Source organism: Stenotrophomonas sp. OVS01A (assembly GCF_019969775.1).
GTDB lineage: Bacteria > Pseudomonadota > Gammaproteobacteria > Xanthomonadales > Xanthomonadaceae > Stenotrophomonas > Stenotrophomonas indicatrix.
Window position 1 is genome coordinate 605,963 of the sequence record NZ_JAHXYV010000002.1, and the last position, 21,796, is coordinate 627,758.

General features: G+C 67.0%; 19 protein-coding genes, 2 tRNA genes and 1 pseudogene. 2 read left to right on the top strand and 20 right to left on the bottom strand.

The window, feature by feature from the left end:
• Window positions 1-308: 308 nt before the first annotated feature.
• From pgaD to LC407_RS11615, 10 genes are all read right to left on the bottom strand, one after another.
• A complete protein-coding gene (gene pgaD, locus LC407_RS11570) occupies window positions 309-800 on the bottom strand; it encodes a poly-beta-1,6-N-acetyl-D-glucosamine biosynthesis protein PgaD (RefSeq protein ID WP_025876441.1) in 492 nt (163 codons plus the stop codon).
• Window positions 797-2,050, bottom strand: coding sequence for a poly-beta-1,6-N-acetyl-D-glucosamine synthase (pgaC, locus tag LC407_RS11575; RefSeq protein ID WP_025876444.1), 1,254 nt, complete (start codon window positions 2,048-2,050; stop codon window positions 797-799). The genes pgaD and pgaC overlap by 4 nt, the downstream gene beginning before the upstream one ends.
• Window position 2,051: 1 nt before the next feature.
• Window positions 2,052-3,959, bottom strand: a complete 1,908-nt coding sequence (gene pgaB, locus LC407_RS11580; protein WP_025876446.1) for a poly-beta-1,6-N-acetyl-D-glucosamine N-deacetylase PgaB — start codon at window positions 3,957-3,959, stop codon at window positions 2,052-2,054.
• 1 nt (window position 3,960) lies between these two features.
• Window positions 3,961-6,000, bottom strand: a complete 2,040-nt coding sequence (gene pgaA / locus LC407_RS11585) for a poly-beta-1,6 N-acetyl-D-glucosamine export porin PgaA (protein WP_223482855.1) — start codon at window positions 5,998-6,000, stop codon at window positions 3,961-3,963.
• Between the two features lie 375 nt (window positions 6,001-6,375).
• Window positions 6,376-7,581, bottom strand: coding sequence for an MFS transporter (locus LC407_RS11590; protein WP_223482856.1), 1,206 nt, complete (start codon window positions 7,579-7,581; stop codon window positions 6,376-6,378).
• Window positions 7,582-7,807: 226 nt separating this feature from the next.
• Window positions 7,808-7,884: transfer RNA gene (locus tag LC407_RS11595), tRNA-Pro, on the bottom strand.
• 138 nt (window positions 7,885-8,022) lie between these two features.
• Window positions 8,023-8,099, bottom strand: a tRNA-Pro gene (locus LC407_RS11600).
• 56 nt (window positions 8,100-8,155) lie between these two features.
• Complete coding sequence (gene cydX / locus LC407_RS11605) at window positions 8,156-8,269, bottom strand: cytochrome bd-I oxidase subunit CydX (RefSeq protein ID WP_025876452.1); 114 nt, start codon at window positions 8,267-8,269, stop codon at window positions 8,156-8,158.
• Window positions 8,270-8,323: 54 nt separating this feature from the next.
• On the bottom strand, window positions 8,324-9,478 hold the full coding sequence (gene cydB / locus LC407_RS11610; protein ID WP_088101726.1) for a cytochrome d ubiquinol oxidase subunit II: 1,155 nt from the start codon (window positions 9,476-9,478) through the stop codon (window positions 8,324-8,326).
• Between the two features lie 15 nt (window positions 9,479-9,493).
• The gene (locus LC407_RS11615) at window positions 9,494-11,077 is read right to left on the bottom strand and encodes a cytochrome ubiquinol oxidase subunit I (RefSeq protein WP_032978752.1); all 1,584 of its coding nucleotides are present in this window, start codon (window positions 11,075-11,077) and stop codon (window positions 9,494-9,496) included.
• A 228-nt stretch (window positions 11,078-11,305) separates the two neighbouring features.
• Here LC407_RS11615 and cydD point away from each other — a divergent pair, with 228 nt between their 5' ends.
• Window positions 11,306-13,051, top strand: coding sequence for a thiol reductant ABC exporter subunit CydD (gene cydD / locus LC407_RS11620; protein ID WP_105164380.1), 1,746 nt, complete (start codon window positions 11,306-11,308; stop codon window positions 13,049-13,051).
• Window positions 13,048-14,727 (top strand): thiol reductant ABC exporter subunit CydC, encoded by a 1,680-nt coding sequence (cydC, locus tag LC407_RS11625; protein ID WP_223482857.1) that lies wholly within the window; start codon window positions 13,048-13,050, stop codon window positions 14,725-14,727. The genes cydD and cydC overlap by 4 nt, the downstream gene beginning before the upstream one ends.
• Before the next feature lie 50 nt (window positions 14,728-14,777).
• Here the strand turns inward: cydC and LC407_RS11630 are convergent, their stop codons facing one another.
• The 10 genes and pseudogenes from LC407_RS11630 to ccmC all read right to left on the bottom strand — a co-directional run bounded on the left by LC407_RS11630 (window position 14,778) and on the right by ccmC (window position 21,785).
• Window positions 14,778-15,122, bottom strand: coding sequence for a DUF1294 domain-containing protein (locus tag LC407_RS11630; RefSeq protein WP_025876461.1), 345 nt, complete (start codon window positions 15,120-15,122; stop codon window positions 14,778-14,780).
• Window positions 15,122-16,234 carry a homoserine O-acetyltransferase gene (locus tag LC407_RS11635; protein ID WP_032978763.1) on the bottom strand — a complete coding sequence of 371 codons (1,113 nt, stop codon included), beginning with the start codon at window positions 16,232-16,234 and terminating at the stop codon, window positions 15,122-15,124. The genes LC407_RS11630 and LC407_RS11635 overlap by 1 nt, the downstream gene beginning before the upstream one ends.
• 153 nt (window positions 16,235-16,387) lie before the next feature.
• Entirely contained in the window at window positions 16,388-17,377 is a 990-nt protein-coding gene (locus LC407_RS11640; protein ID WP_223482948.1) for a tetratricopeptide repeat protein, read from the bottom strand.
• Window positions 17,371-17,799 carry a cytochrome c-type biogenesis protein gene (locus LC407_RS11645; RefSeq protein ID WP_223482949.1) on the bottom strand — a complete coding sequence of 143 codons (429 nt, stop codon included), beginning with the start codon at window positions 17,797-17,799 and terminating at the stop codon, window positions 17,371-17,373. Before LC407_RS11645 ends, LC407_RS11640 begins: the two co-directional genes overlap by 7 nt.
• Window positions 17,800-17,833: 34 nt before the next feature.
• A complete protein-coding gene (locus LC407_RS11650) occupies window positions 17,834-18,451 on the bottom strand; it encodes a DsbE family thiol:disulfide interchange protein (RefSeq protein WP_025876469.1) in 618 nt (205 codons plus the stop codon).
• A gap of 9 nt (window positions 18,452-18,460) precedes the next feature.
• On the bottom strand, window positions 18,461-20,380 hold the full coding sequence (locus LC407_RS11655) for a heme lyase CcmF/NrfE family subunit (protein WP_025876472.1): 1,920 nt from the start codon (window positions 20,378-20,380) through the stop codon (window positions 18,461-18,463).
• A complete protein-coding gene (ccmE, locus tag LC407_RS11660; RefSeq protein ID WP_025876474.1) occupies window positions 20,381-20,842 on the bottom strand; it encodes a cytochrome c maturation protein CcmE in 462 nt (153 codons plus the stop codon).
• Window positions 20,839-20,988 (bottom strand): heme exporter protein CcmD, encoded by a 150-nt coding sequence (locus LC407_RS11665; protein ID WP_327083168.1) that lies wholly within the window; start codon window positions 20,986-20,988, stop codon window positions 20,839-20,841. Before LC407_RS11665 ends, ccmE begins: the two co-directional genes overlap by 4 nt.
• A pseudogene (locus tag LC407_RS20925) lies at window positions 20,957-21,040 on the bottom strand (hypothetical protein); the annotation flags it as partial. The pseudogene LC407_RS20925 and the gene LC407_RS11665, both read right to left, overlap by 32 nt.
• Window positions 21,021-21,785: a heme ABC transporter permease CcmC gene (ccmC, locus tag LC407_RS11670; protein ID WP_025876477.1), complete on the bottom strand. Its 765-nt coding sequence runs from the start codon at window positions 21,783-21,785 to the stop codon at window positions 21,021-21,023. The gene ccmC and the pseudogene LC407_RS20925, both read right to left, overlap by 20 nt.
• Between the last annotated feature and the right edge of the window lie 11 nt (window positions 21,786-21,796).

Below are 21,796 nucleotides of genomic sequence, written 5' to 3' on the forward strand. Positions count from 1 at the left end.
GTGTCGACCCTGGTCGACACGTAGATCCACGCCATGCGTGGATGCTCTTTGATGAATTGTCGACTATTCGATTTCGATGGAGATTCATCCACGCATGGCGTGGATCTACCAGATTGCGGAAATCTGTCAGAGGTGGGGCGGTGTGGGTAGGCAGGACCGTTGGCGCCATGGATGGCGCCATCGAGCCCCCATGGATGGGTTTACGGCGTGTCCTGCCTGCCCATACCGCCCCGCCATCCCACTGACTGCCAGCTGTTGCTGTTGCTTCGGCCTCTGCGGGTGCCGGGCGCCGCCCGGCCGAACCCCCGTTACCTCAACAGCTGCGCGGTCATGCCCAGCGGCCGTGCATGCTCATCCATGTGCAGGGTGATGGCCTTGGCACCGAACATCTGTTCGGCAAGCTGATCGCTGGCACCCAGCGAATGGGCGATCTCCGCACGACTTGCGTCCTCGTGCGGGCCGCGCCGTTCCTTGCCGGAGAAGCGGTAGCGGTTGTACTCGGCCCAGGCGATCAGCAGCAGCGCACAGCACGCCAGGATCACCGGCAGGGCGATGATCACGAACGGGTCCAGGTGCTGCTTGCGCTCGTACAGCTGCAGCCACGCCAGCTGCCCACCGAGCAACCAGGACACCAGCGTGACCAGCGGTGCCCACAGGTAGAAGTAGAACCCCCAGAATGCCAGGGTCACAAAGCCCCAGGCAGTGCGCTGCAGGCGGGGCTGCTTGCGCGGTTTCTGGATCAGGCGCGAGTCGAAGCGGTTGGACGGCGTCCTGGCAGTCGTCTGGCGATGTGCGTTCATCGGATACCTCTGTCTGGGCTGACCCAGGTGGCTCGCTTGCCACGCCGCCGGAGAAGGGTCTTCGGCAGCGCCACCAGCGTGGTGAACAGGCTGATCAACCAGTACGCCATCGGGTACCAGATGACCCAGAAATAGTTGCGGCCGATATGCGTTTCGTAACGCCTGTCGATGATCAGGCTGCTGGCGAACTGCAGCAGGCAGACCAGGGCCAGGATCACGCCATGCCATTGCGGCAGCAACGTGTCGATGTACAGCGACGGCGGCATCGGGATGAACTTGCCCACTGCCCACAGCAGGATGATCACCAGCATGGTGTAGGCCCACAGCACGCTGAGGATGTATTCCAGCAGCACGCCCCACATCCGCCGCTTGCGCCAGCTGAACAACGAGGAGCCGTGGCGCAGCAGGACTTCCACGCCGCCCTGTGCCCAGCGCAGTCGCTGCCGCCACAGGCCCTTCAGCGTTTCCGGCATCAGGATGAAGCACAGCGCATTGGGCTCGTAACGGATGTCCCAATGATCCAGCTGCAGCCGCCAGCTGATGTCGATGTCCTCGGTGACCATGTCATCGGCCCAGTAGCCGATGCGATGCAGGGCGGTGCGACGGAACGCGGCAATGACGCCGGACACGGTGAAGATGCGGCCGTACACGCGTTGGGCGCGCTTGATCATGCCGATGATCGAGGAGAACTCCGCCACCTGCAGGCGGCCGAGCAGGGTGGAGCGGTTGCGGATGCGCGGGTTGCCGGTCACCGCACCCACGCGTGGGCCGCTGGTCAGGTGCCAGACCATCCAGTGCATGGCGAACTCTTCCAGCATGGCATCACCATCGATGCACACCAGGTACTCCGATCTCGCGGCCAGCGCGCCCATGCGCAACGCGTTGGCCTTGCCCAGGTTGCGGTCCAGGTGGACCACGCGCAGGCGCGGATGAAGCGCTGCAAGCGCGTCCAGGCGGGTGCCGGTGTCGTCGGTGCTGCCATCGTTGATGGCGATCACCTCAAAGTCCGGATAGCGCTGGGCCAATGCCGCGCCGAGGGTGTCGTCCAGGTTCGCCGATTCGTTGTGGCACGGGATCAGCAGGCTGGCGAACGGATACTCCGCCATCGGTGGTGGGTCGTTGCGCGGCCGCGACTTCCGCTCACGGCGGAAGAAGTAGTACAGGCCCCCGGACATCCAGAAGAACGCCATCACCATGGGGTAGAAGAAGGCGAACTGGAACATGGCGTTGAGCCACGGATTCATGTCCACGTCACTTCTCCGGGTACGGGAAGTTGCGCGCGGACATCGCCGCGCGTGCATCCTGGGTCGACGGCTTGTCGGCGATGAAATCGTCCGGGTACCACGCGAAATGGCGCACGCCCTGTGCCTGCAGGCGGCGGATCTGCGCGCGCAGCTGTTCGCCGCTGATCGGCCGCTGCGTGCGCCAGTCCACGGTCTGCAGCTCGAACATCGTGTGCTTCAGCTCGGGGTCGTGCGCACGCACGGCCACCACCAGCTTGTCCAGCCAACGCTGCGGGCGGCGGCTGCCTTCCATCCATGGCATCGCCATCAGCGCGGTGCGGTCGTAGGCCTTGTTGAACAGGTCCAGGCGCTGGGCGAACCACGCCGCGCTCTGCGGCTCCAGCACCGGCTGCGCGTACAGGTTGCGCACGGTACCCAGCTTGGGGCGCCAGCGTTGTGCGCTGTCACGCAGTTCCAGGGTGAAATCAATCAGCGCCTGGGTGCGGCCGCCGTCGCTGCCTTCCTGCGGCAGCTGGGCCAGTTCGGTATCGCGCACGTAGCCGTCATCGTGGAACAGCAGGCCTTCGAAATACGAATTGATCGCCAGGTCTTCGTAGATGTCCTTGATGATCTGCCGTGCCTGCGGCTTGGTGAAATCCAGGCGGTACATGCCATCGCGTTCCGGGCTCTGGATGCCCAGCGCCGCACGCTGCGCGGCGTCGGGCAGTTCATAGCCCAGCACCGGCAACCACGCATACACCTTCACCCCGGCACGGGTTTTCAGCTGCCAGGCGACGCGGTTGAACAGGTCCGCGCGCATCGGCAGGTGGCGGTTCGGGAAGTACAGGGCATCGGCGGTGTTGTTGCCGTCCGGATCGGCGAAGGCCTGCAGGTAGACATGGGTCGGGCCGATCCGCTTCACCCGCTCGATCAGCGCATCCAGGTTGCGCGCCTGCTGTGCAGGGTCACTGTCGTAGACCGAGTCCATATCGATCTGCAGTGCACGGGTGCCGTCCAGATTGACGTTGCGGCGCAGCTCGAAGGCCAGCGAGGTGATGTTCGGATTGCTGGTCACCAGCAGGCGTGCCAGGCCATGCAGGTCGGCCGTCACCGGCGTGCTGCGACCTTCCAGGTCGAAGGACACCGGCATGCCCAGCTGCTCGGCGATGTCGTTGCTCAACTGGTTGTAGGCGGCATACGGCCAGACGATCGCTTTCGGGCGTACACCCAGTTCCTTCTCGATGCGCTGCACGCTGCGGCCGAGATCGTCGCGCAGGCGCTTCTCGTACTCCTGCGCGCTTTCATAGCGCTGCGCCTTGGGGTCGTAGATGCGGGTGATCACCGCCGGGGTCTGGTTGCCCTGCGGGTTGGACTGCACGCCGTGGTGCAGGTTGTCGGTATGGCTGGCCAGTTCGATCAGGCCGCTGGCCTGCATCTCGCGCAGCTGGTCCCAGGTCAGGAAGTCGTCATGGCCGAAGGGACGGTAGCCGTAGTCGATGGTGCGGCCCGGTGCCATGTCCACGTAGTCGGTGATCACCGCCACCAGCGCCGGATAGTTGTACGCGCGCAGCAGCGGATAGACGCGGCTGTACACGCTGCGCAGGCCGTCGTCGAAGGTCAGCAGCACCGGCCGCGGCGGCAGCGTTGCTTCACCGCGCGAGGCCTTGATCAGCTGTGACAGCGACACCGGGTGATAGCCATGGGCGGACAGCCAGTCCAGGTGCGCGGCGAAGTTCTGCGTGCTGACCGCGTAGGCATCGCCGTCGGATTTTTCCAGCACATCATCGCGCACGTCGTGGTAGCTGAGGACCAGCAGGCCGTTGTCGGCCGCGTCCAGTTCCGCGGCCGAGCTGGCGCGCTGGGCTGCGGCAGGCAGGGCGAGGGCCAGCAGCGCCAGCAGCAGTACGGTCGTCAGGTTGCGAAGCATCCGTTCCATCTCATTCTCCCCAGCGCAGCGCGGCATCGAAGCCGATATGTCGTTCACGTTGGCCGTCGTAGACCGGCCGCGACCAACTCACGCCGTACTCGAGGATCCGCCCTTGATCGAACTGCCATTCGTGGCGATAGGCCACGGTCGGAATGATTGAACTGCCAAAACCTTCCTGCCAGTAGTTGCCCACCGAGACCGTCAGGCGATGGCGGAAGTGGCGCTCGTAATGGCGCCACAGCTGTTGGTCGATGCGCAGGCCCACTTCCACCGAGCGATCCCGCGAGGGGTTGAAGTAGGGCGCATCGTCGCGGCTGCCACGGCTGGTGTAGACGCTGCCCAGGCCATCGATCAACAGGCGCGGGCGGGTCAACAGCCGTTGTTCGATCGCACTGTTCAGCGTATCGCGGCGGTTGCCATCGTCGTAACGGAACTGGCTGCCACCGAAGCTCCAGTGGGTGCGCTCGTTGCGCGTGTAGTCCACTGCAACCGCAACGCTGTCGGCGGTGATGCCGGCCACGCGTGCCTGCATCGAGGCTTCCGGATCATTGCGGGCAGCGGTCACGCCGGCGTGCCAGCGATCATTGAACTGCCAGCCGAAGCCGCCGCGCAGGCCGGTGTCGCCGATGCTGTCGCTGGGGCGCATCACCGCCGCCTCGGCATCGAGGCGGTCGAAGCGGTAGCGCACGCCAGCGCCGATCCACAGCGGATCGATGTCCTGGTCCTGGAAGCTGACCGAACGGCGGTCGGCGAAGGCAAACAGGCGCCAGCGGTCGTTGAGAACCGGCGAGGCCACTTCCACGCCGTAGTGCAGGTCGTCGTTGCCCAGCGGCGAGGTGCCGCCACCGCCGGAACTGCGGCCACCCTCGACCTTGGCCAGCAGCTGCCAGCCGCGATGGGCGCGCCAGTCGCGGTCCATGCGTTGCACCGCCGGCTGGCTTGGATAGCGTGCCAGCAGGTCGTCATGCAGCGGCCGCGCCAGGTCGTCGCGTTGCAGCTGCACGTAGGATTCGTACATGCCCAGGCGCGGCGCGATGTCACGCGGGTCCAGGGTATAGGCCATCTGGTGGCGCTCAAGCGCCCGCCGTGGCCAGCCGCGCATCTGGTAGACGCTGCCCAGTGAAGTCTGCAGGCTGCCATTGCCCGGGCCGACCTCGACCAGGGCTTCCAGTTCGCGCTGGGCCGTGGGCAGGTCGCCGCTGTAGGCCCGCACCATCCCCAGGTTCAGGTCGGCCTCGTAACGCGCCCAGTTCTGGAAGGGGGTCTTGCCGCCGCCCCAGCGCCAGGCCGGTTCGTCCTTCTGCCAGGCCTGCAGGTAGCCCACCGCCTTCTCCGCCTGCTCGGTTTCCAGATAGGCATAGGCCAGCTCCGAGCGTGTCTCGAAGCGTGAGGGATCGTTCTTTGCGGCGGCCTCCAGCAAGGGAATGGCCTCCTCCGGGTTCTGCGTGGCCATCAGCGAGTCGCCTACGGCTGGCAGAACGTAATCGGGCAGGGCATGGCCTTCGCGCTGCAGCGCCCGCGCCTCGTCGCGCACCTGCGCGTGGCGGGCCAGGCGGTTGAGCAGGATCAGCCGGTCCATGCGGATACGCAGCGGCGCCTGCGCCTGCGCGGTGCCATCGCGCTCGACGTACTGCTCCATTTCCGCCAGCGAAGCCTCGGCCTCGACCAGCCGGGTGTCTTCGCTTTCCCCGTAGGCCAGGCTCCAGTTGACCAGCTTGGCCACGTAGTTGGCCTCCAGCCGCGCTTTCTGGTCCTGGTCGAACAGGTTGGGCCGGGCCTGGTAAAGCCGCCAGGCGCGATGGGCGTTGCCGATGTCGCCCAGGGTCAGGACCTGCAGCTTGTACAGCAGGTCGTCGTTGGGCTCGCGCAGCTGCGCCCGCTCGATCGCTGCCAGTGCATCGACCCAGCGTGCCTGGTCACGGTAGTGCCCGATCTCGGCGAGCCGGTCGGCGCGCGTGATGACGGTGGGCGGCGAGGCCGCGTGGGCCCAGCACGCCAGAGTGGCGCAGGCCAGGCCGACGCACAGCGCCAGCGGACGATGAACAACCATGAGACCCCCTAAGCATCCATTGCTGAACGATGTGCTCAAAAGTGTGACGCACATCACATGCCAACTATAGCTGACGCTCTGCCAAAGCGCCTACTTCCTATCCGTACCTTGTTGACGGAGAGTCCTTGGATGACCGGCCAGCCCTGTCGCAACGCGTTGTCGCGCATACACTTTTCTGCTGTCCACTGTGGAACGGCGCGGGGCAGCCCGGGGCCGCCCTGTGGGGGCGTACCACGCTGGCAGGGCCGGTTCTGGACACGAAACGGGTCAGCTTTGGACACGCTACGTCACCCGCTGCGGTGGCGGTGTGTAGATCGCGGTAGTGGGGTGTGTGGGTCCAGCTTCACGGCGGCGGGCGTCAGCCCGCCGGTCCGGTCACCACAGGTCTTCCAGCTTGCGCGGCTTGCAGGCCACCCACGAGGCGCACAGCATCAGCAGCGCGCAGCCGAACAGGAAGGCGAAGGGCAGGGTCCAGCCCTCGCTGACGGTATGCAGCCAGCCGACCAGGAACGGGCCCAGGCAGCTGAAGCTGTAGCCCACGCCCTGCATGAAGCCGGACAGGGCCGCAGAACCGGTGGGGGTGCGCGTGCGCAGATTGATCAGGGTCAGCGCCAGCGGGAACGTGGACGGCCCGACGCCCAGCAGGCAGGCCCACAGCAACGGCGCCTTCATCGGGGCGAACAGCAGGCCGGCGAAGGCGATGACGAAGGCGGAGAAGCCGATCAGCACCAGCGGGAAGGGATTCTGCAGGCGCACCGCCAGCGATGGGATCACCAGCGATGGCAGCAGGCCCAGTGCCGAAAACACCGCAACCATCACCCCGCCGAAGGCGGGCGTGGCGCCGGCTTCGACCACGATGCGCGGCAGCCAGGTGAACATCGAATAGGTCATCAGCGAGGTCATGCCGAACATCAGCGTCATGCTCCAGCCCAACGACGTACGCCAGACCTTGCCGTGCGGCTGCGCGGTGGGGTCGTTGCTGTCCAGTACCGGCCTGGGCGCACTGCGTGCCAGCAGCATCCATGGCAGGGTCGCAGCCAGTGCCAGCAGCGCCCACATGCCCAGCGACACCCGCCAGCCTGCGGCGTTGGCCACCGGCACCGCCAACAGTGCCGGCATCATCGTGCCCAGCTGCAGCACGCTGATGTACAGCGTGCTCATGGTGCCGACCTTGTTGGCGAAGTAGCGCTTCACCAACGGCGGCACCACCACGTTGCCGATGCCCATGCCCGCCAGTGCGATCACCGAGCCCAGCAGCAGGGTGCCGACATTGCCGGCGCTGGAGCGCAGCAGCAGGCCGGCGGCAGCCATCAGCATCGCCAGCAGGGTGGTGCGCTCAAGGCCCAGGCGTCGTGCCAGCGCCGGGGTGGCGACGCCGAACAGTGCGAACGACGCGGTCGGCAGCATGCCCAGCACGCCGGTCATGGTGGTGCCGAAGCCGAACTGCTGGCCCAGCACGTCCAGCAACGGGGTGATGGAGGTGACGGCGGTACGCAGGTTGACCGCCGCCAGCAGGATCGCGGCGAACGCCAGCACGCGCCCGTGCAGCAGTGGTGGCGAAGGGGTGGTGGGCGAGGTCATGCGGTGTTCCTTGCAGGTGGCGCACGCCATGCAGAATGACGTGCAGCGCCCGCACCGGGCGCGGCCGGTGTGGCAGGTGGGGAGTGGCGGCCATTGTACGTGGCCGGGCCGGGCCGGGTCCCCGGCGGCATCTGCTGATGGCGGCGTAGCCGGGTGTCCCGGATTCCAGGTACAAAAAAACCCGGAGGACACTGATGTCTTCCAGGCTTCTTGGTGACCACCGGAGTGGTCGGGGAGACAGGATTCGAACCTGCGACCTCTACGTCCCGAACGTAGCGCTCTACCAGACTGAGCTACACCCCGAAGGGAGCCGCCTATTCTAGCCATTTCCCCCGATGGCGGCAAGGGGGAAGACCGTTCTGCTTCGCTGCCGTGGCAGCGACTCCTGCGGGAACAAAAAAGCCTGGAAGACTTCACCAGGCTTCAATGCGACCACCGAAGTGGTCGGGGAGACAGGATTCGAACCTGCGACCTCTACGTCCCGAACGTAGCGCTCTACCAGACTGAGCTACACCCCGAAGGAGCCGCCAAGAATACGGTGTGAAGGCCGTATCGGCAACCCTTTTTTACAGTTTCAACGCACTTCCTTGTCGGCGCGGGCGCTTTCGCGCGCTTCGAACCACATCCCGTTGAGGATGGCCACGACCGAAGCCAGGCCGGCGCCGAGAATCCAAGCGAAATACCACATGGTCAATCTCCTGTGTGCGAGGGGTGTGCCGACCCTGGGCCGGCACACGGGCAATCAGTACGCGTTGGGGTTGTCGTCCATGTCCTCGACCGTCGTCTTGCCCTTCAGCACGCGGTACACCCAGGTGGTGTAGGCGAGGATGATCGGCAGGAAGATGGCCGTGGCCAGCAACATGACCCACAGCGTGAGGTGGCTGGACGAACTGTCCCAGACGGTCAGGCTGGAGGTGGGCTGGCTGGAGGACGGCAGCAGGAACGGGAAGATCGCAAAGCCGACGGTGAGGATGATGCCGGCAATGGACGCGCCCGAGGCGATGAAGGCCAGGCCGCCACGACGCGCGCGCAGCAGCACCGCGCTGGCAAGCGCACCCAGCAGGCCCAGCACCGGGAACACCAGCGTTGCCGGCATGCTGCTGTAGTTGCGCAGCCAGCCACCTGCGGCGGTCCCCAGTTCGGCGGTCTTCAGCAGCGGATTGGTCGGCCCGTCGGTCACCACCTGCGAAGTGATCTGGTAGCCCGGCAGGCCGAAGGCCACCCAGGCGCCGGCAGCGGCGAACAGCACGAAGCTGATGATGGCGGCGATGCTGCCATAGCGCGCTGCACGTTCGGCCACCGGGCCGTCGGTCTTCAGCACCAGCATGGCCGCACCGTGCGACACCAGCATGGCCACGCTGATCAGGCCGGCGATGAGCGCGAATGGTGTGAGCAGGCCGAAGAACGAACCGGTGTAGGTCACGCGCAGGGTGTCATCGAAGTGGAACGGCACACCCAGCAGTACGTTGCCCACGGCGACGCCGGCAATCAGGCCCGGCAGCAGGCCACCGACGAACAGCACGCGGTCCCAGTTGTCGCGCCAGCGCTTGGACGGCAACTTGCTGCGGTACTTGAAGCCGACCGGGCGCAGGATCAGCCCGAACAGCATCGCAAACACCGCCAGGTAGAAGCCGGAGAAGCTGACCGCATACAGCGGCGGCCATGCGGCGAAGATCGCGCCGCCACCCAGCACCAACCAGACCTGGTTGCCTTCCCAGACCGGGCCGACGGTGTTGATCACCAGCCGGCGTTCTTCATCGGTCTTTGCCACGAACGGCAGCAGCGTGCCGACGCCAAGGTCGAAACCATCCATGACGGCCCAGCCGACCAGCAGGATGCCGAGCAGCAGCCACCAGATCACGCGGAGCGTGGTGTAATCAAGTGCAATGAATTCCATCTGGATTCTCCTGCCTCAGGCCTGGCCGGGGGCAACGGCATTGGGGGAAACAGGGCGGATGTCGGCCTGCAGCGTCGGCAGGATGTCGTCCGGGCCCTTGCGGACCGCCTTCAGCATCAGCTTGATTTCGATGATCAGCAGCACCGTGTACAGGCTGGTGAACACCGCCAGCGTGGTCAGGATTTCATGCAGCGCCAGGCCCGATGCCGCGTAGAAAGTGGGCAGCACGCCATCCACCGCCCACGGCTGGCGGCCGTACTCGGCCACGAACCAACCGCATTCGATCGCGATCCACGGCGCCGGCAGGCTCCACACGGCCAGCTTCAGGAACCAGCGCTTGTCCTGGAAGTTGTTGCGGCACGAGAAGTAGAAGGCCAGCGCGAAGAAGGCGATCAGGTAGAAGCCCAGCCCGGCCATGATGCGGAAGGTCCAGAACAGCGGCGCCACGCGCGGTACGGTATCCATCGCCGCCTTGGAGATTTCCTCCGGCGTCGCGTTGAGGATGTCCTCGCGGTAACGCTTCAGCAGCAGGCCATGGCCGAGGTCCTGCCAATGGCGATCGAACATTTCACGCGCTGCAAGATCGGTCTTGTCCTTCTTCACCCGTTCCAGTGCGCCATAGGCGATCTGGCCACCGCGGATGCGGTGCTCCGCACGCTCCACCAGTTCCAGGATGCCCGGAATCGGCTGGTCCAGCGAACGGGTGGCGATCAGGCCCATCAGGTATGGGATCTTGATCGCGTAGTCGTTGGTGTGGGTGTCCTGGTTGGGAATGCCGAAGGCGGTGAAGTCGGCCGGCGCACGCTCGGTCTCCCACATCGCTTCGATCGCCGCCAGCTTCATCTTCTGGTGCTCGCTGGCGGCATAGCCGCTCTCGTCACCCAGCACCACCACCGACAGCGAGGACAGCAGGCCGAAGGCTGCGGCGACCGCGAACGAACGGCGGGCCATGTCCCTGTGCTTGTTGCGCAGCAGGTACAGGGCGCTGATGGACATCACGAAGATCGCACCGGTCACGTAACCGGCACTGACGGTGTGCACGAACTTGGCCTGCGCCACCGGGTTCAGCAGCACCGCGGCGAAGTCCACCACTTCCATGCGCATGGTTTCCGGGTTGAACACCGCACCGGTCGGGTTCTGCATCCAGCCGTTGGCGATCAGGATCCACACCGCCGACAGGTTGGTGCCCAGCGCCATCAGCCAGGTCACGGTGAGGTGCTTGACCGGGCTCAGGCGCTTCCAGCCGAAGAAGAACAGGCCGATGAAGGTCGCTTCCAGGAAGAACGCCATCAGGCCTTCGATGGCCAGCGGCGCACCGAAGATGTCACCCACGTAGTGGCTGTAGTACGACCAGTTCATGCCGAACTGGAACTCCATCACCAGGCCGGTGGCCACGCCGATGGCGAAGTTGATGCCGAACAGGGTGCCCCAGAACAGGGTCATCTGCCGCCAGACCTGCTTGCGGGTCATGACGTACACGCTTTCCATGATGGCCACCATGAAGGACAGGCCAAGCGTGAGCGGTACGAATAGGAAGTGGTACATCGCGGTCAGAGCGAATTGCAGCCGCGACAGTTCTACGACTGTCTGATCAATCATGGCCTGGCTACCTCGTTGGATAGTGCCGTTGCAGGTGGCGGGAAGGGTGGTCTACGGGGTGAATGATGTGACCGACTACTTCAAACAGCCTTGATCCAGATCAATGTATGAACAGGTATTCAGGAGGATCGTATGCCAACCCGATGAAGACTGCGACCGCCGGCCGCAGGGGAAGGCTGTTGCCTGCGCCTACAATGCCGTCCATCCCCCTGCTGCCTGTGAAGAGCCTTGAGCGCTGCCGAACCGACCGCTGACGCCCCTGATCGGGATGAAGAATCGACCCGCCTGCGGCGTGTGCGTACCGCCTGGCTGGCCGATCTGGCCCGTGCCGCGAAGGGGCGGCAGCGGCTGGCGTCGCTGTGCATCAGCGTGTCCGGTGCGCTGTTGATCGCTCAAGCTGCCGCCATCGCCTGGCTGGTGCAGCAGGTGCTGGTCGAGCGCGTGCCGCTGGCCCAGGGCCTGCCGGTGCTGGCCGCGTTGGCGGTGATCCTTGTCGTGCGCACCCTGCTGGGCAGTGCCACCCAGGCCGCGGCCGGTGACGTTGCCGATGCCGCACGCCTGTCCCTGCGCGAGCGTGTCTTCGCGCGTCTGCTCGGGCACGGCCCATTGTGGCTGCGGCAGCGCCGTACCGGTGAACTGGGCGAGTTGATGCTGCATCACGGCGATGCGATCGAGAACTACTACAGTGGTTTCCTGCCGGTGCGCACCGAAGTGGTGGTGGTGCCGCTGTTGATCCTGGCAGCTGTGGCCTGGGTCGATTGGGTGGTTGCACTGATCCTGCTGTTCACTGCACCGCTGGTGCCGTTTTTCATGATGCTGGTGGGCTGGGGCGCCGAAGCCGCCGGGCGCGCGCAGTTGGGCGAGCTGGCGCGGATGAGCGGGCACTTCGCCGATCGCATCAAGGGCCTGGGCCTGCTGCGCCTGTATGGCCGTGGGGAAGCCGAACTGGCCGGCATCGAGGCCGCGGCCGAAGGTGTGCGCGTGCGCACGATGAAGGTGCTGCGCATCGCCTTCCTGTCATCCACCGTGCTGGAATTCTTTGCCTCGGTCAGCGTGGCGATGGTCGCGTTGTATCTGGGCCTGAGCTATCTGGGCCTGATGTCGCTGCATGCGACCGTGCCGACGCTGGGGGCGGGCCTGTTCTGCCTGCTGCTGGCACCGGAGTTCTACGCACCGTTGCGGCGCCTGGCCGCGCACTATCACGACCGCGCCAATGCACTGGCCGCCGCTGCCGAGGTGGAGCGCCTGCTGCAGGCGCTGCCGGAAGAGGAGGCCAGCACAATCGACGGCACTGTGCCGCTGACGCCGGAGCCTGCCGAGGCCGCGTTGCCGCCACTGCAGGCGCACGGTCTGGTACTGCGTCCGTTGGGCGCTGCGCACGATGTGCTGCAGAACCTTGACCTGCAGCTGGAACCGGGCCAGCGTCTGGCCCTGGTCGGCCCCAGTGGCAGCGGCAAGAGCACGTTGCTGGAAGCGCTGGCCGGTTGGCTGCCGCCGCGAGGTGGCCGGGTGCAGTTGCGGCCGGGGCTGCAGGTGGCCTATGCCAGCCAGCGTCCCTATCTGTTCCACGGCACCATCGCCGAGAACCTGCGCCTGGCCGATCCCGGGGCCAGCGACGCGCGCCTGCGCGCCGTTGCCGAAGCCGCCCAGGTGCTGCAGTTCGCACAGCGCCTGCCGCAGGGGCTGGATACGCTGATCGGCGAGCGCGGCTTTGGCCTGTCCGGTGGCGAAGCACGTCGCATCGGCCTGGCGCGCCTGCTGCTGCGCGATCCGCAGGTGCTGCTGCTGGACGAGCCGACCGCGTTTCTCGATGCCGAAACCGAAGCAGCGCTGCTGCGCAGCCTGGCCGCCTATGCGCGCGGACGCAGCGTGGTGGTGGCCACCCACAGCCCGGCGGTGATCGCCTGGGCCGACCGCTGCCTGCTGTTGCCCGAAGGGCGCCTGGTTGAGCCGGCGCAGGCGGTACGCGCATGAGCCGGTCTTCCGATTCACTGCGCATGGTGTTCCTGCGGCATCGCCCGCGCCTGCTGCTGGCAGTGCTGCTGCTGTGGACCACGATGCTGGCCGGCACCGCCCTGCTGGGCCTGTCTGGTGGCTTCCTCACTGCTGCAGCGCTGGCCGGTGCAGCGGGCCTTGGCCAGGGCTTCAATTTCTTCACTCCGTCGGCCGGCATCCGCGGCCTGACCATGGCGCGCATCGCATCGCGCTACTTCGAAAAGCTGGTGGGGCATGACGCCACCCTGCGCATCGCCCGCGACCTGCGCGTATGGTTCTTCCGCCGCGCGCTGCCACTGGCCCCGGCACGGCTGGGTGCAACCCGCACCGGCGATCTGCTGGCGCGGCTGCTGGGTGACATCGGCGAAATCGATGGCCTGCTGGTGCGTGCCATCGGCCCGTTGCTGGCGCTGGGCGCGTTGACGTTGGTGGGCGTGGGCTCGGCAGCGTTGATCCTGCCATCGGCAGCGGTGCTGCTGGCGGTACTGGCGTTGCTGATCGGCATTGGCGTGCCGTGGCTGGGCGTGAGGGGCCATGACAGCGAAGAGGCCGACCGCGCCGCACATCGCGCAGCGTTGCGCACGGCGGCATTCGAGGGGCTGGAAGGGGCGGCTGATCTGGCCGCGCTCAACGCTGGCAATGCCTGGCAGTTGAAGGTGCGGGTGGCGGCCAAGCAGGTGGCCTCGCGCGATCGTCGTCGACGCCTGCGGCTGATCGCTGCATCAACGCTGCATGGTGTGCTGGCCGGGCTCGGCCTGGTGGCGATGCTGGCACTGGCGCTGCATGCGGCCGAACAACAGCGCATCGCGCCGGAAATGGCCGCCGGGCTGGTGTTCCTGACCGTTGCGATGATCGAACTGTGGGCGGGCATGGGCCTGGCCTGGCAGTCGCTGCAATCGGGCCGCATTGCGGCCGCGCGCCTGCAGGGCGTCGTCGAGCAGGCACCTTCGGTGCAGGAGCCGGTGTCGCCGCAGCCGCTGGCGCCGGCGGCGACCGTGCATTGGGACGATGTGCACTTCCAGTGGCCGGGCGCCGCACGGCCGGTGCTGCGTGGCCTGCAGCTGACGCTGGCACCGGGCGAGCGCATCGCCATCCGTGGCGACAGCGGCAGCGGCAAGACCACCTTGTCGAGCCTGCTGCTGCGGCTGTGGGATCCGCAGCAGGGGCGGCTGACCTACGGTGGCCAGGACCTGCGCGATGTCGCCCAGGCCGACTGGCACCGGCACCTTGCGTGGCTGCCGCAGAACGCGCCGGTGTTTGCCGGCAGCGTGGCCGCGAACCTGCGGCTGGGCGATCCCGAGGCCAGCGACGAAGCGTTGTGGGCGGTGCTGCAACGGGTACGGCTGGGTGAATGGGCCGAGCGCAACGGCGGCCTGCAGGCGTGGGTGGGCGAGAACGGCGCAACGATGTCGGCCGGCCAGGCGCGTCGCCTGGCGCTGGCCCGCGCGCTGCTGCGCAATGCGCCGATCCTGCTGGTGGATGAGCCCACCGAAGGCCTGGACGTGGATACCGCGCGCGCGCTGCTGCAGGACCTGCCAGCACTGCTGGAAGGGCGCAGCCTGCTGATGATCACCCACGATGACCTGCCCGCGGGTGTGGTGGATGTGCAGTACCGGTTGGTGGACGGGGTGCTGGTCCGCGAACCGCTTCGGTAGATGCCGACCTTGGTCGGCATATCCACGCGTGGCGTGGATCTACAGGGCAGCTACCGCGAAAACGCGCGCAGCATCACCGCGATCGAGGCCACGTTGGCCAGCACGCATAACCAGAACACCCACTGGAACGGCGCCTTGCGATGTTTATGGCGGAACAGCGCCTGGCCGAGCAGCGCGCCGGGCCAGCCGCCGGCAAAGGCCAGCAGCTGCAGCGTGCGTTCGGGCGTCCTCTGCTGTTTTCGCTGCGCGGCGCGCTTGTCGTGCCCATACAGGCCGAACGACACCGCACTGGCCAGCACGCACCATGCGCCCAGCCACAGCGGAAACACGCCGGTTGCGGTCAAGCCGATCAACGCACCGAACGCGGCCAGTGCGAGATTGCGCCGCCACGCCACTACAGTTCGTCGAGGAAGCCGCGCACGGCCGGGCCGAAACGTTCGAAGTCGACCAGGAACGCGTCATGACCCTGTGGCGATTCCAGGCCGATGAAACGCGCGTCCGCGCCACCAGCGCGCAGGCCATCGGCGACCTGTTGCTGCTGCTGTACAGGGAACAGGATGTCGGTGTTGGCGCCGATCGCCAGTGCCTTGCCAACGCGGATGCTGGCCAGTCCGGCCAGCACATCGCCATCGCCATACTCGGCCAGATCGAACCAGTCCATCGAGCGGCTCAGGTACAGATAGCAGTTCGGATCGAAGAAGCGTACGAACCGGCGTGCATGGCCTTCCAGATAGCTCTCGACCTGGAATTCCAGGCCGAATGGATCATCGTCGGTCTGGTCTGAATCCAGCCGCACGCGACCGAAGCGGCCATCCCATTCCAGCGCCGAGCGGTAGGTGATCACGCCCAGCTTGCGTGCCATGCGCATGCCCGATTCCGGGTACGCCTCATCGTCGTAGTGGCCACCGTTCCAGCGCGGGTCCAGGCGGATCGCTTCGCGCTGCAGCGAACGGATGGCGATCGAGAACGGCAGGGCCTGCGCGCTGCCGGAAATGTTGATATGGCTGCGGGCGATGCCCGGGTGCAGCAGCAACACCGCCAGCGCCGTCATCCCGCCCATCGAATTGCCGATCACGCAGGCGAGTTGTCCGATGCCCAGTGCGCGCACCACGTCGATCGCCGCGCGTGCGCCGTCTTCGATGGACAGTTCCGGGAAATCCAGGCGATACAGCTCGCCGTTGGCCGGATTGATCGAGGCCGGGCCGGTGGAACCCTTGCAGCTGCCCAGCGAGTTCACGCAGACCACGAACCAGCGGTCGGTATCGATCGGTTTGCCGGGGCCGAGCATGGCCTCCCACCAGCCTGGCGCAGGGTTGGCTTCGTTGGCCGCGGCATGCGCATCCGGCGACAGGCCGGTGACGATCAGGATCGCGTTGCTGGCCTCTTCGTCCAGCGCGCCCCAGGTCTCGTAGGCCACGTGCGCGCCGTGCAGGACACCGCCGCGTTTGCACGGAAAGGGCGAGGGCAGGGCATGGAAGCGGGTGCCCGGAGGAATGAATTCGGTCATGCGGCCATTCTAGCGGGGCGGCGTGTACAGCTGGCGACACGCTGGTTTCCGTCAACGGGCTGAGCGTGAATCCGCCGGGCATGGCCCGGCGCTACCGGTGGTGCGCGAGGGTAGCGCCGGTCCATGCCCGGCGAGCGCAGCGGCGCGTGTACGTTACGGGAACTGCAGCTCAACCACACCGTCATGCGGCAGGCTGACCTTGACCGGGGCGGTCTGCAGGTCGTCTTCGCTGCGGTTGGCGCTGCCGCTGCGCGAAATGCGCGCCAGTACTTCCACTTCGCGATGTGCCGACAACGGTGCGGTAGGCATCGGGCTGTCGCCGTCGCCGAGGCCGACCGTTGCAGGGAAGCCGGCCAGGGGCAGCTTGCGTGCAGCCACCGGCATCGGCGGGCCGCCCACAGCGCGTGCCAGCACGAAGACCTGGGTGCTGGCCGGCCAGTCACCCGCTTTCAATGATGCGGGCAGCTGCACCCGTACCTGCAGCAGCGCGGGAGCAGCTGCCGGTGCGTGCGATGGCTGGCCGGCCGCCTCGCGGGCGATGGCGATCTGTGCCTGCAGCGCCTGCGCGGCACCCGGCTCCAGGCGTGGCAGCAGCGTGCTCCAGAGTTCGGCGGCCTCGGCATTGCGGCCCCGCTGGCGCAGGGCAATGCCAAGCAGCCAGCTTGCGCGTTCGGCGTCGGGCGACAAGGTACGTGCGCGCTGCAACCATGCCAGGGCGGTGTCATCGAACTGCTTGCCAGGATCGGCCTGGGCGCGTGCCTGCGCGGCCTCGACCAGCACGCCCGGTTCGTCCGGTGCCAGTGCTGCGGCGCGGTTGAAGGCGTCGGCCGCGGCGGCGGCATTGCCAAGCTCGGCCTGCGAACGACCCAGCAGCGCCCAGCCATCGGCGCGTTGCGGGTCACGCTGCAGCGCCTGCTGCAGCGCCTCTACACCGTCACGCAACGTGGCGACCGAAGGCGCAGGCTGCACCTGTGCGGCGCGGGGATTGCCGACCAGCAGATACAGGCAGGCACCGGCCACGCTCAGTGCCACCACCCCCAGCACGAAGCTGCGACGGCCATGCTGGCGCAGCGGCCACAGCACCACGGCCGCCAACAGCGCAGCGGCCACTGCGGCGACCATCGGCAACCAGTGCGTCACCAGTCCTCTCCCTCGGTTGGGTCCGCTGCAGCGGATGCATCCATCTGCCGACTACGGCGACGGACGATGCCCATCACCACCAGCGCGCCGCCACCCAGTACCAGCAGCGGGCCGCCCCACAGCAGCCAGGTGCCCGGTTGCAGCGGTGGCTGGTAGAGCACGAACTCGCCATAGCGGGCGACCAGGAACTGCTTGATGGCCGCATCGTCGAGGCCCTGCTGCATCAACTGCAGCACTTCGCGCCGCAGGTCCTGCGCGATCTGCGCGTTGGAATCGGCCAGTGACTGGTTCTGGCACTGCACGCAGCGCAACTGCGCAGCCAGGTCGTGGAAGCGCGTCTCCTCGGCTGCATCGCGGAACATCAGCGGCCGCGCATCATGCACCGGTTGTTGGGCGAGGCCGGACTTTGGCAGCGCCAGGGTCATCGCCAGCAGCAGCGGCAGCAGCCAGCGCATGCGCTTACGGCGAGGCGTGCAGGGTGTTGCCAGCATCGCCCTGGGCCTTTTCAAGCTTTTCCAGCGCCGGAATCAACTTCTCATCGACCACCTGCTGGGTCATCGCGCCGCTGTACTTCCAGCGCACGATGCCACTGCCGTCGACCAGGAAGGTCTCCGGTGCTGCCGTCACACCCCAGTCGATGGCGGTGCGGCCTTCGATGTCGCTCAGCACGACCATGAACGGGTTGCCCAGCTGTTCCAGCCAGTGCAGCGCGTCGGTCGGTTCATCCTTCCAGTTGTAGCCGATCACGCGTACGCGCTTGCTCTCGGCGAAGCGGGTCAGCACCGGATGTTCTTCACGGCAGGCCGCGCACCAGCTGCCCCAGACGTTGAGCAGGTACGGCGCGCCACGCAGCTCCTCGCTGCGCACGATCATCTGCGGGTCATGCAGCACCGGCAGCGCGAACGCCGGCGCCGGCTTGTCGATCAATGCCGAGGGCAGCACGTCGCGCTGCGGATCGCCCGATTTCATCACCCCGTAGATCATCAGGCCAAGCAGGCCGAAGAAGAACAGGACGCCGATCACGATGGCTACCGGCGGCAGCGGACGGGAAGGGCGTGGGGCGGGTGACTCGGACATGGGGAACTCCTACGGACGACGAAAGCGGCGATCGGCAGCGGTGATGAATCCGCCCAGGGCCATCAACAGCGCGCCCAGCCAGATCCAGCGCACGAAGGGCTTGATGTGCACCCGTACCGCCCATGCATTGTTGCCCAGCGGCTCGCCCAATGCCACGTAGACATCACCGCTGAGTCGTGCATCGATGCCTGCTTCGGTCATCACCTGGCCGCCGCTGGCGTACTGGCGCTTCTCTGGATGCAGCAGGGCCAGTTCGCGACCGTCGCGCAGCACCCGCAGATGGCCGCGATCAGCGATGAAATTGGGGCCTTCGCGGTGGTCCACGCCCTCGAAGCGCACTTCGTGGCCGGCGACCACCACCTGCTGGCCCGGCGACAGCGCCACTTCGCGCTGCACGTTCAACGCTTCCACCAGCAGCGCGCCGGCCAGGAATACCGCGACACCGGCATGGGCGACGATCATGCCAAGCATTTCGGCAGTGAAGCGGCCATTGCCACGCAGGCGCTGCCAGACGAACCGGGCGGTGCCCAGCCCAACCCAGGCCGCAGCCGCAACGCCGATGCCGGCCTTCCAGCCATTCTGCGGCGCCTGCCACCAGGCCCAGGCGCCAAGCAGCACAGCCAGCCCCGCCCATGGCAACAGCAATGCCAGTGCGCGCGAGGGTTGGTCGCGCTGCCACTTCACAAGCGGACCGAACGGCAGCAGCATCACCATCGGTGCCATCAACAGCAGGAACAGGCTGCCGAAGTACGGTGGACCCACCGAGATCTTGCCCAGCGACAGCGCATCGGCCAGCAGTGGGTAGAGGGTGCCCAGCAGGACCATCGCGCAGGCGCTGGCCAGCAGCAGGTTGTTGGCCAGCAGCAGGGTTTCCCGCGAGGTGGCGGTGAAGCCACGGCGCGGATCACCGGCATCCACGGCCAGCCGCGGCGCACGCAGCGCATACAGCAGCAGGCTGCCCCCCACCAGCACCGACAGGAAGATCAGGATGAACAGCCCACGCGAGGGGTCGGCCGCGAACGAATGCACGCTGGTCAGCACGCCGGAGCGGACCAGGAAGGTGCCCAGCAGCGACAGCGCGAACGCCGCGATGGCCAGCAGCAGCGTCCAGCTGCCGAAGGTGCCGCGCTTTTCGGTCACCGCCTGCGAATGGATCAGCGCCGCGCCGACCAGCCAGGGCATGAAGCTGGCGTTCTCGACCGGGTCCCAGAACCACCAGCCGCCCCAGCCCAGCTCGTAGTACGCCCACCAGCTGCCCAGTGCGATGCCCAGCGTGAGGAAGCCCCAGGCGACATTGGTCCAGGGCCGCGTCCAGCGTTGCCAGCGTGCATCGACACGGCCTTCCAGCAGTGCCGCCACGGCGAAGGCGAACGGCACCGCGAAGCCGACGTAGCCCAGGTACAGCATCGGCGGATGGATGATCAGCCCCGGATCCTGCAGCAACGGGTTGAGGTCACGGCCTTCCAGTGGCACCGGGTTCAAGCGCAGGAACGGATTGGAGGTGAAGATCAGGAAGGCGAGGAAGCCGACGCTGACCACGCCCATCACCGCCAGCACGCGCGCCTGTACCGGTGCCGGCAGGTGGCGCGAAAACAGCGCCACTGCACCGGTCCACAGCGCCAGCACCAGCGCCCACATCAGCAGCGAGCCTTCGTGCGCCCCCCACACCGCCGAATAGCGGTAGATCAACGGCAGCAGCGAATTGGAATTCTCGGCGACGTAGCGCACCGAGAAATCCTGTTGCACGAAGGCCGCCGTCAGTACGGCGAAGGCGCCGGCCAGCAGCACCAGCTGGGCAAAGGCCGCCGGGCGGGCAACGGCCATCCATGCGTCATTGCCGCGCTGCGCGCCCACCAGCGGCAGCACCGCCTGCAGCAGCGAGGCCAGCAGCGCGCACAGCAGGAGGATCTGACCGAATTCGGGAAGCACTCAGCGCGCCTCGGGCGCCGTGACCGGCACATCGTGCTTGCGATGCGCATCGCCCATCTTGTCGGCCACTTCCTTGGGCACGTAGTTCTCATCGTGCTTGGCCAGCACCTCGTCGGCGACGAAGGTACCGTCCTGCAGGCGACCGCTGGCGACCACGGCGGTCCCCTCGCGGAACATGTCCGGCAGGATGCGGTCGGTACTGACCGGGAGCGTTGCATCGCCGTCGGTGACCACGAAGTGGGCCTGCAGCGAGCCGCTGGGTCGATCAAAGGACCCCTTCACCACCATGCCGCCCAGGCGGAAGCGGGACTGCGCATCCACGTCCCCGCGCAGCACTTCCGAAGGCGTGTACAGGTAGGCGATGTTGCGCTGCAGGGCGAAGGCCACCAGCGTGGTGGCCAGCCCGGAGGCCAGCAACAGCAGGAGCACCCAGATCATGCGGCGTCGCTGTACCGGCGTCATCGGCTGAGCTCGGTGGCAAGCGGCGCCGGTGCCGACGCGTTGCCACGCGCCTGCAGCCGCTGCTGGCGGCGTTGTGCCAGCTGTCGGGCGCTGCGCAGGCGCAGCCACGAGCCCAGCGCATCGCAGGCCAGCACCAGCAGGAACACCGCGAAGGCGGCGATGAGGTAGGGCAGGTGGGTCATCGCCGTGCCTCCCCATCCGCGGTGCCGAAGCGCTCGCCGATCCAGGCCTTGCCGGCCTCGCGCGCGATGTTGTCGGCGCGCGCCTTGGCCAGCAGCGAGCCGACGAACCACAGTTTGGTGGCAACCACCATCCACCACAGCGGGGCGATCAGTTCCGGCCGCACGGCGTTCTCGCCGAACACGTTGATCGACTGGCGCTGGTGCAGCGCGCCCCACCAGTCCACCGAATAGCGGATGATGGGCAGCAGGCCCACGCCGACGATGGCCAGCAGGCCGGCCGCGCGTGCGGCACTGCGGCGGTCTTCGATGGCGTGGTACAGGCCGATCACGCCCAGGTACAGGAACAGCAGGATCAGCTCGCTGGTCATGCGCGGGTCCCAGTCCCACCAGGTGCCCCAGGTGCCCTTGCCCCAGATGCTGCCGGTCAGCAGGGTGATCAGGGTGAAGCCGGCGCCCATCGGCGCACAGGCCATCGCCAGGATCTCGCAGATCTTGATGCGCCAGATCAGCGCGATGGCGGCGTAGGCGGCCATCAGCGCGAACACGAACAGGCTCATCCAGGCGCTGGGTACATGGATGTAGATGATGCGGAAGGCGTCGTGCTGGTTCTGTTCCGGCGGTGCCACGAACAGGCCCTGCCATAGGCCGATCAGCAGCACCGGAACCGCCGCAGCGTAGAACACGCGGGACCAGCGTGCGGCGAAACGATCGAAGGTCGGGGGCGAACCGAGTTGATGGAACCAGCGGACGATCGGATTCATGCGTGGCGGCT

Bases quoted from the DNA above. Each gene is read 5' to 3' on its own strand.
- LC407_RS11590 (WP_223482856.1), bottom strand. From the start codon at position 7,581: ATGACCTCGCCCACCACCCCTTCGCCACCACTGCTGCACGGGCGCGTG.
- pgaB (WP_025876446.1), bottom strand. From the start codon at position 3,959: ATGGAACGGATGCTTCGCAACCTGACGACCGTACTGCTGCTGGCGCTG.
- cydB (WP_088101726.1), bottom strand. From the start codon at position 9,478: ATGGAATTCATTGCACTTGATTACACCACGCTCCGCGTGATCTGGTGG.
- pgaD (WP_025876441.1), bottom strand. From the start codon at position 800: ATGAACGCACATCGCCAGACGACTGCCAGGACGCCGTCCAACCGCTTC.
- cydX (WP_025876452.1), bottom strand. From the start codon at position 8,269: ATGTGGTATTTCGCTTGGATTCTCGGCGCCGGCCTGGCTTCGGTCGTG.
- LC407_RS11615 (WP_032978752.1), bottom strand. From the start codon at position 11,077: ATGATTGATCAGACAGTCGTAGAACTGTCGCGGCTGCAATTCGCTCTG.
- LC407_RS11645 (WP_223482949.1), bottom strand. From the start codon at position 17,799: ATGACCCTGGCGCTGCCAAAGTCCGGCCTCGCCCAACAACCGGTGCAT.
- ccmE (WP_025876474.1), bottom strand. From the start codon at position 20,842: ATGACGCCGGTACAGCGACGCCGCATGATCTGGGTGCTCCTGCTGTTG.
- LC407_RS11650 (WP_025876469.1), bottom strand. From the start codon at position 18,451: ATGTCCGAGTCACCCGCCCCACGCCCTTCCCGTCCGCTGCCGCCGGTA.
- ccmC (WP_025876477.1), bottom strand. From the start codon at position 21,785: ATGAATCCGATCGTCCGCTGGTTCCATCAACTCGGTTCGCCCCCGACC.
- LC407_RS11635 (WP_032978763.1), bottom strand. From the start codon at position 16,234: ATGACCGAATTCATTCCTCCGGGCACCCGCTTCCATGCCCTGCCCTCG.
- pgaA (WP_223482855.1), bottom strand. From the start codon at position 6,000: ATGGTTGTTCATCGTCCGCTGGCGCTGTGCGTCGGCCTGGCCTGCGCC.
- cydC (WP_223482857.1), top strand. From the start codon at position 13,048: ATGAGCCGGTCTTCCGATTCACTGCGCATGGTGTTCCTGCGGCATCGC.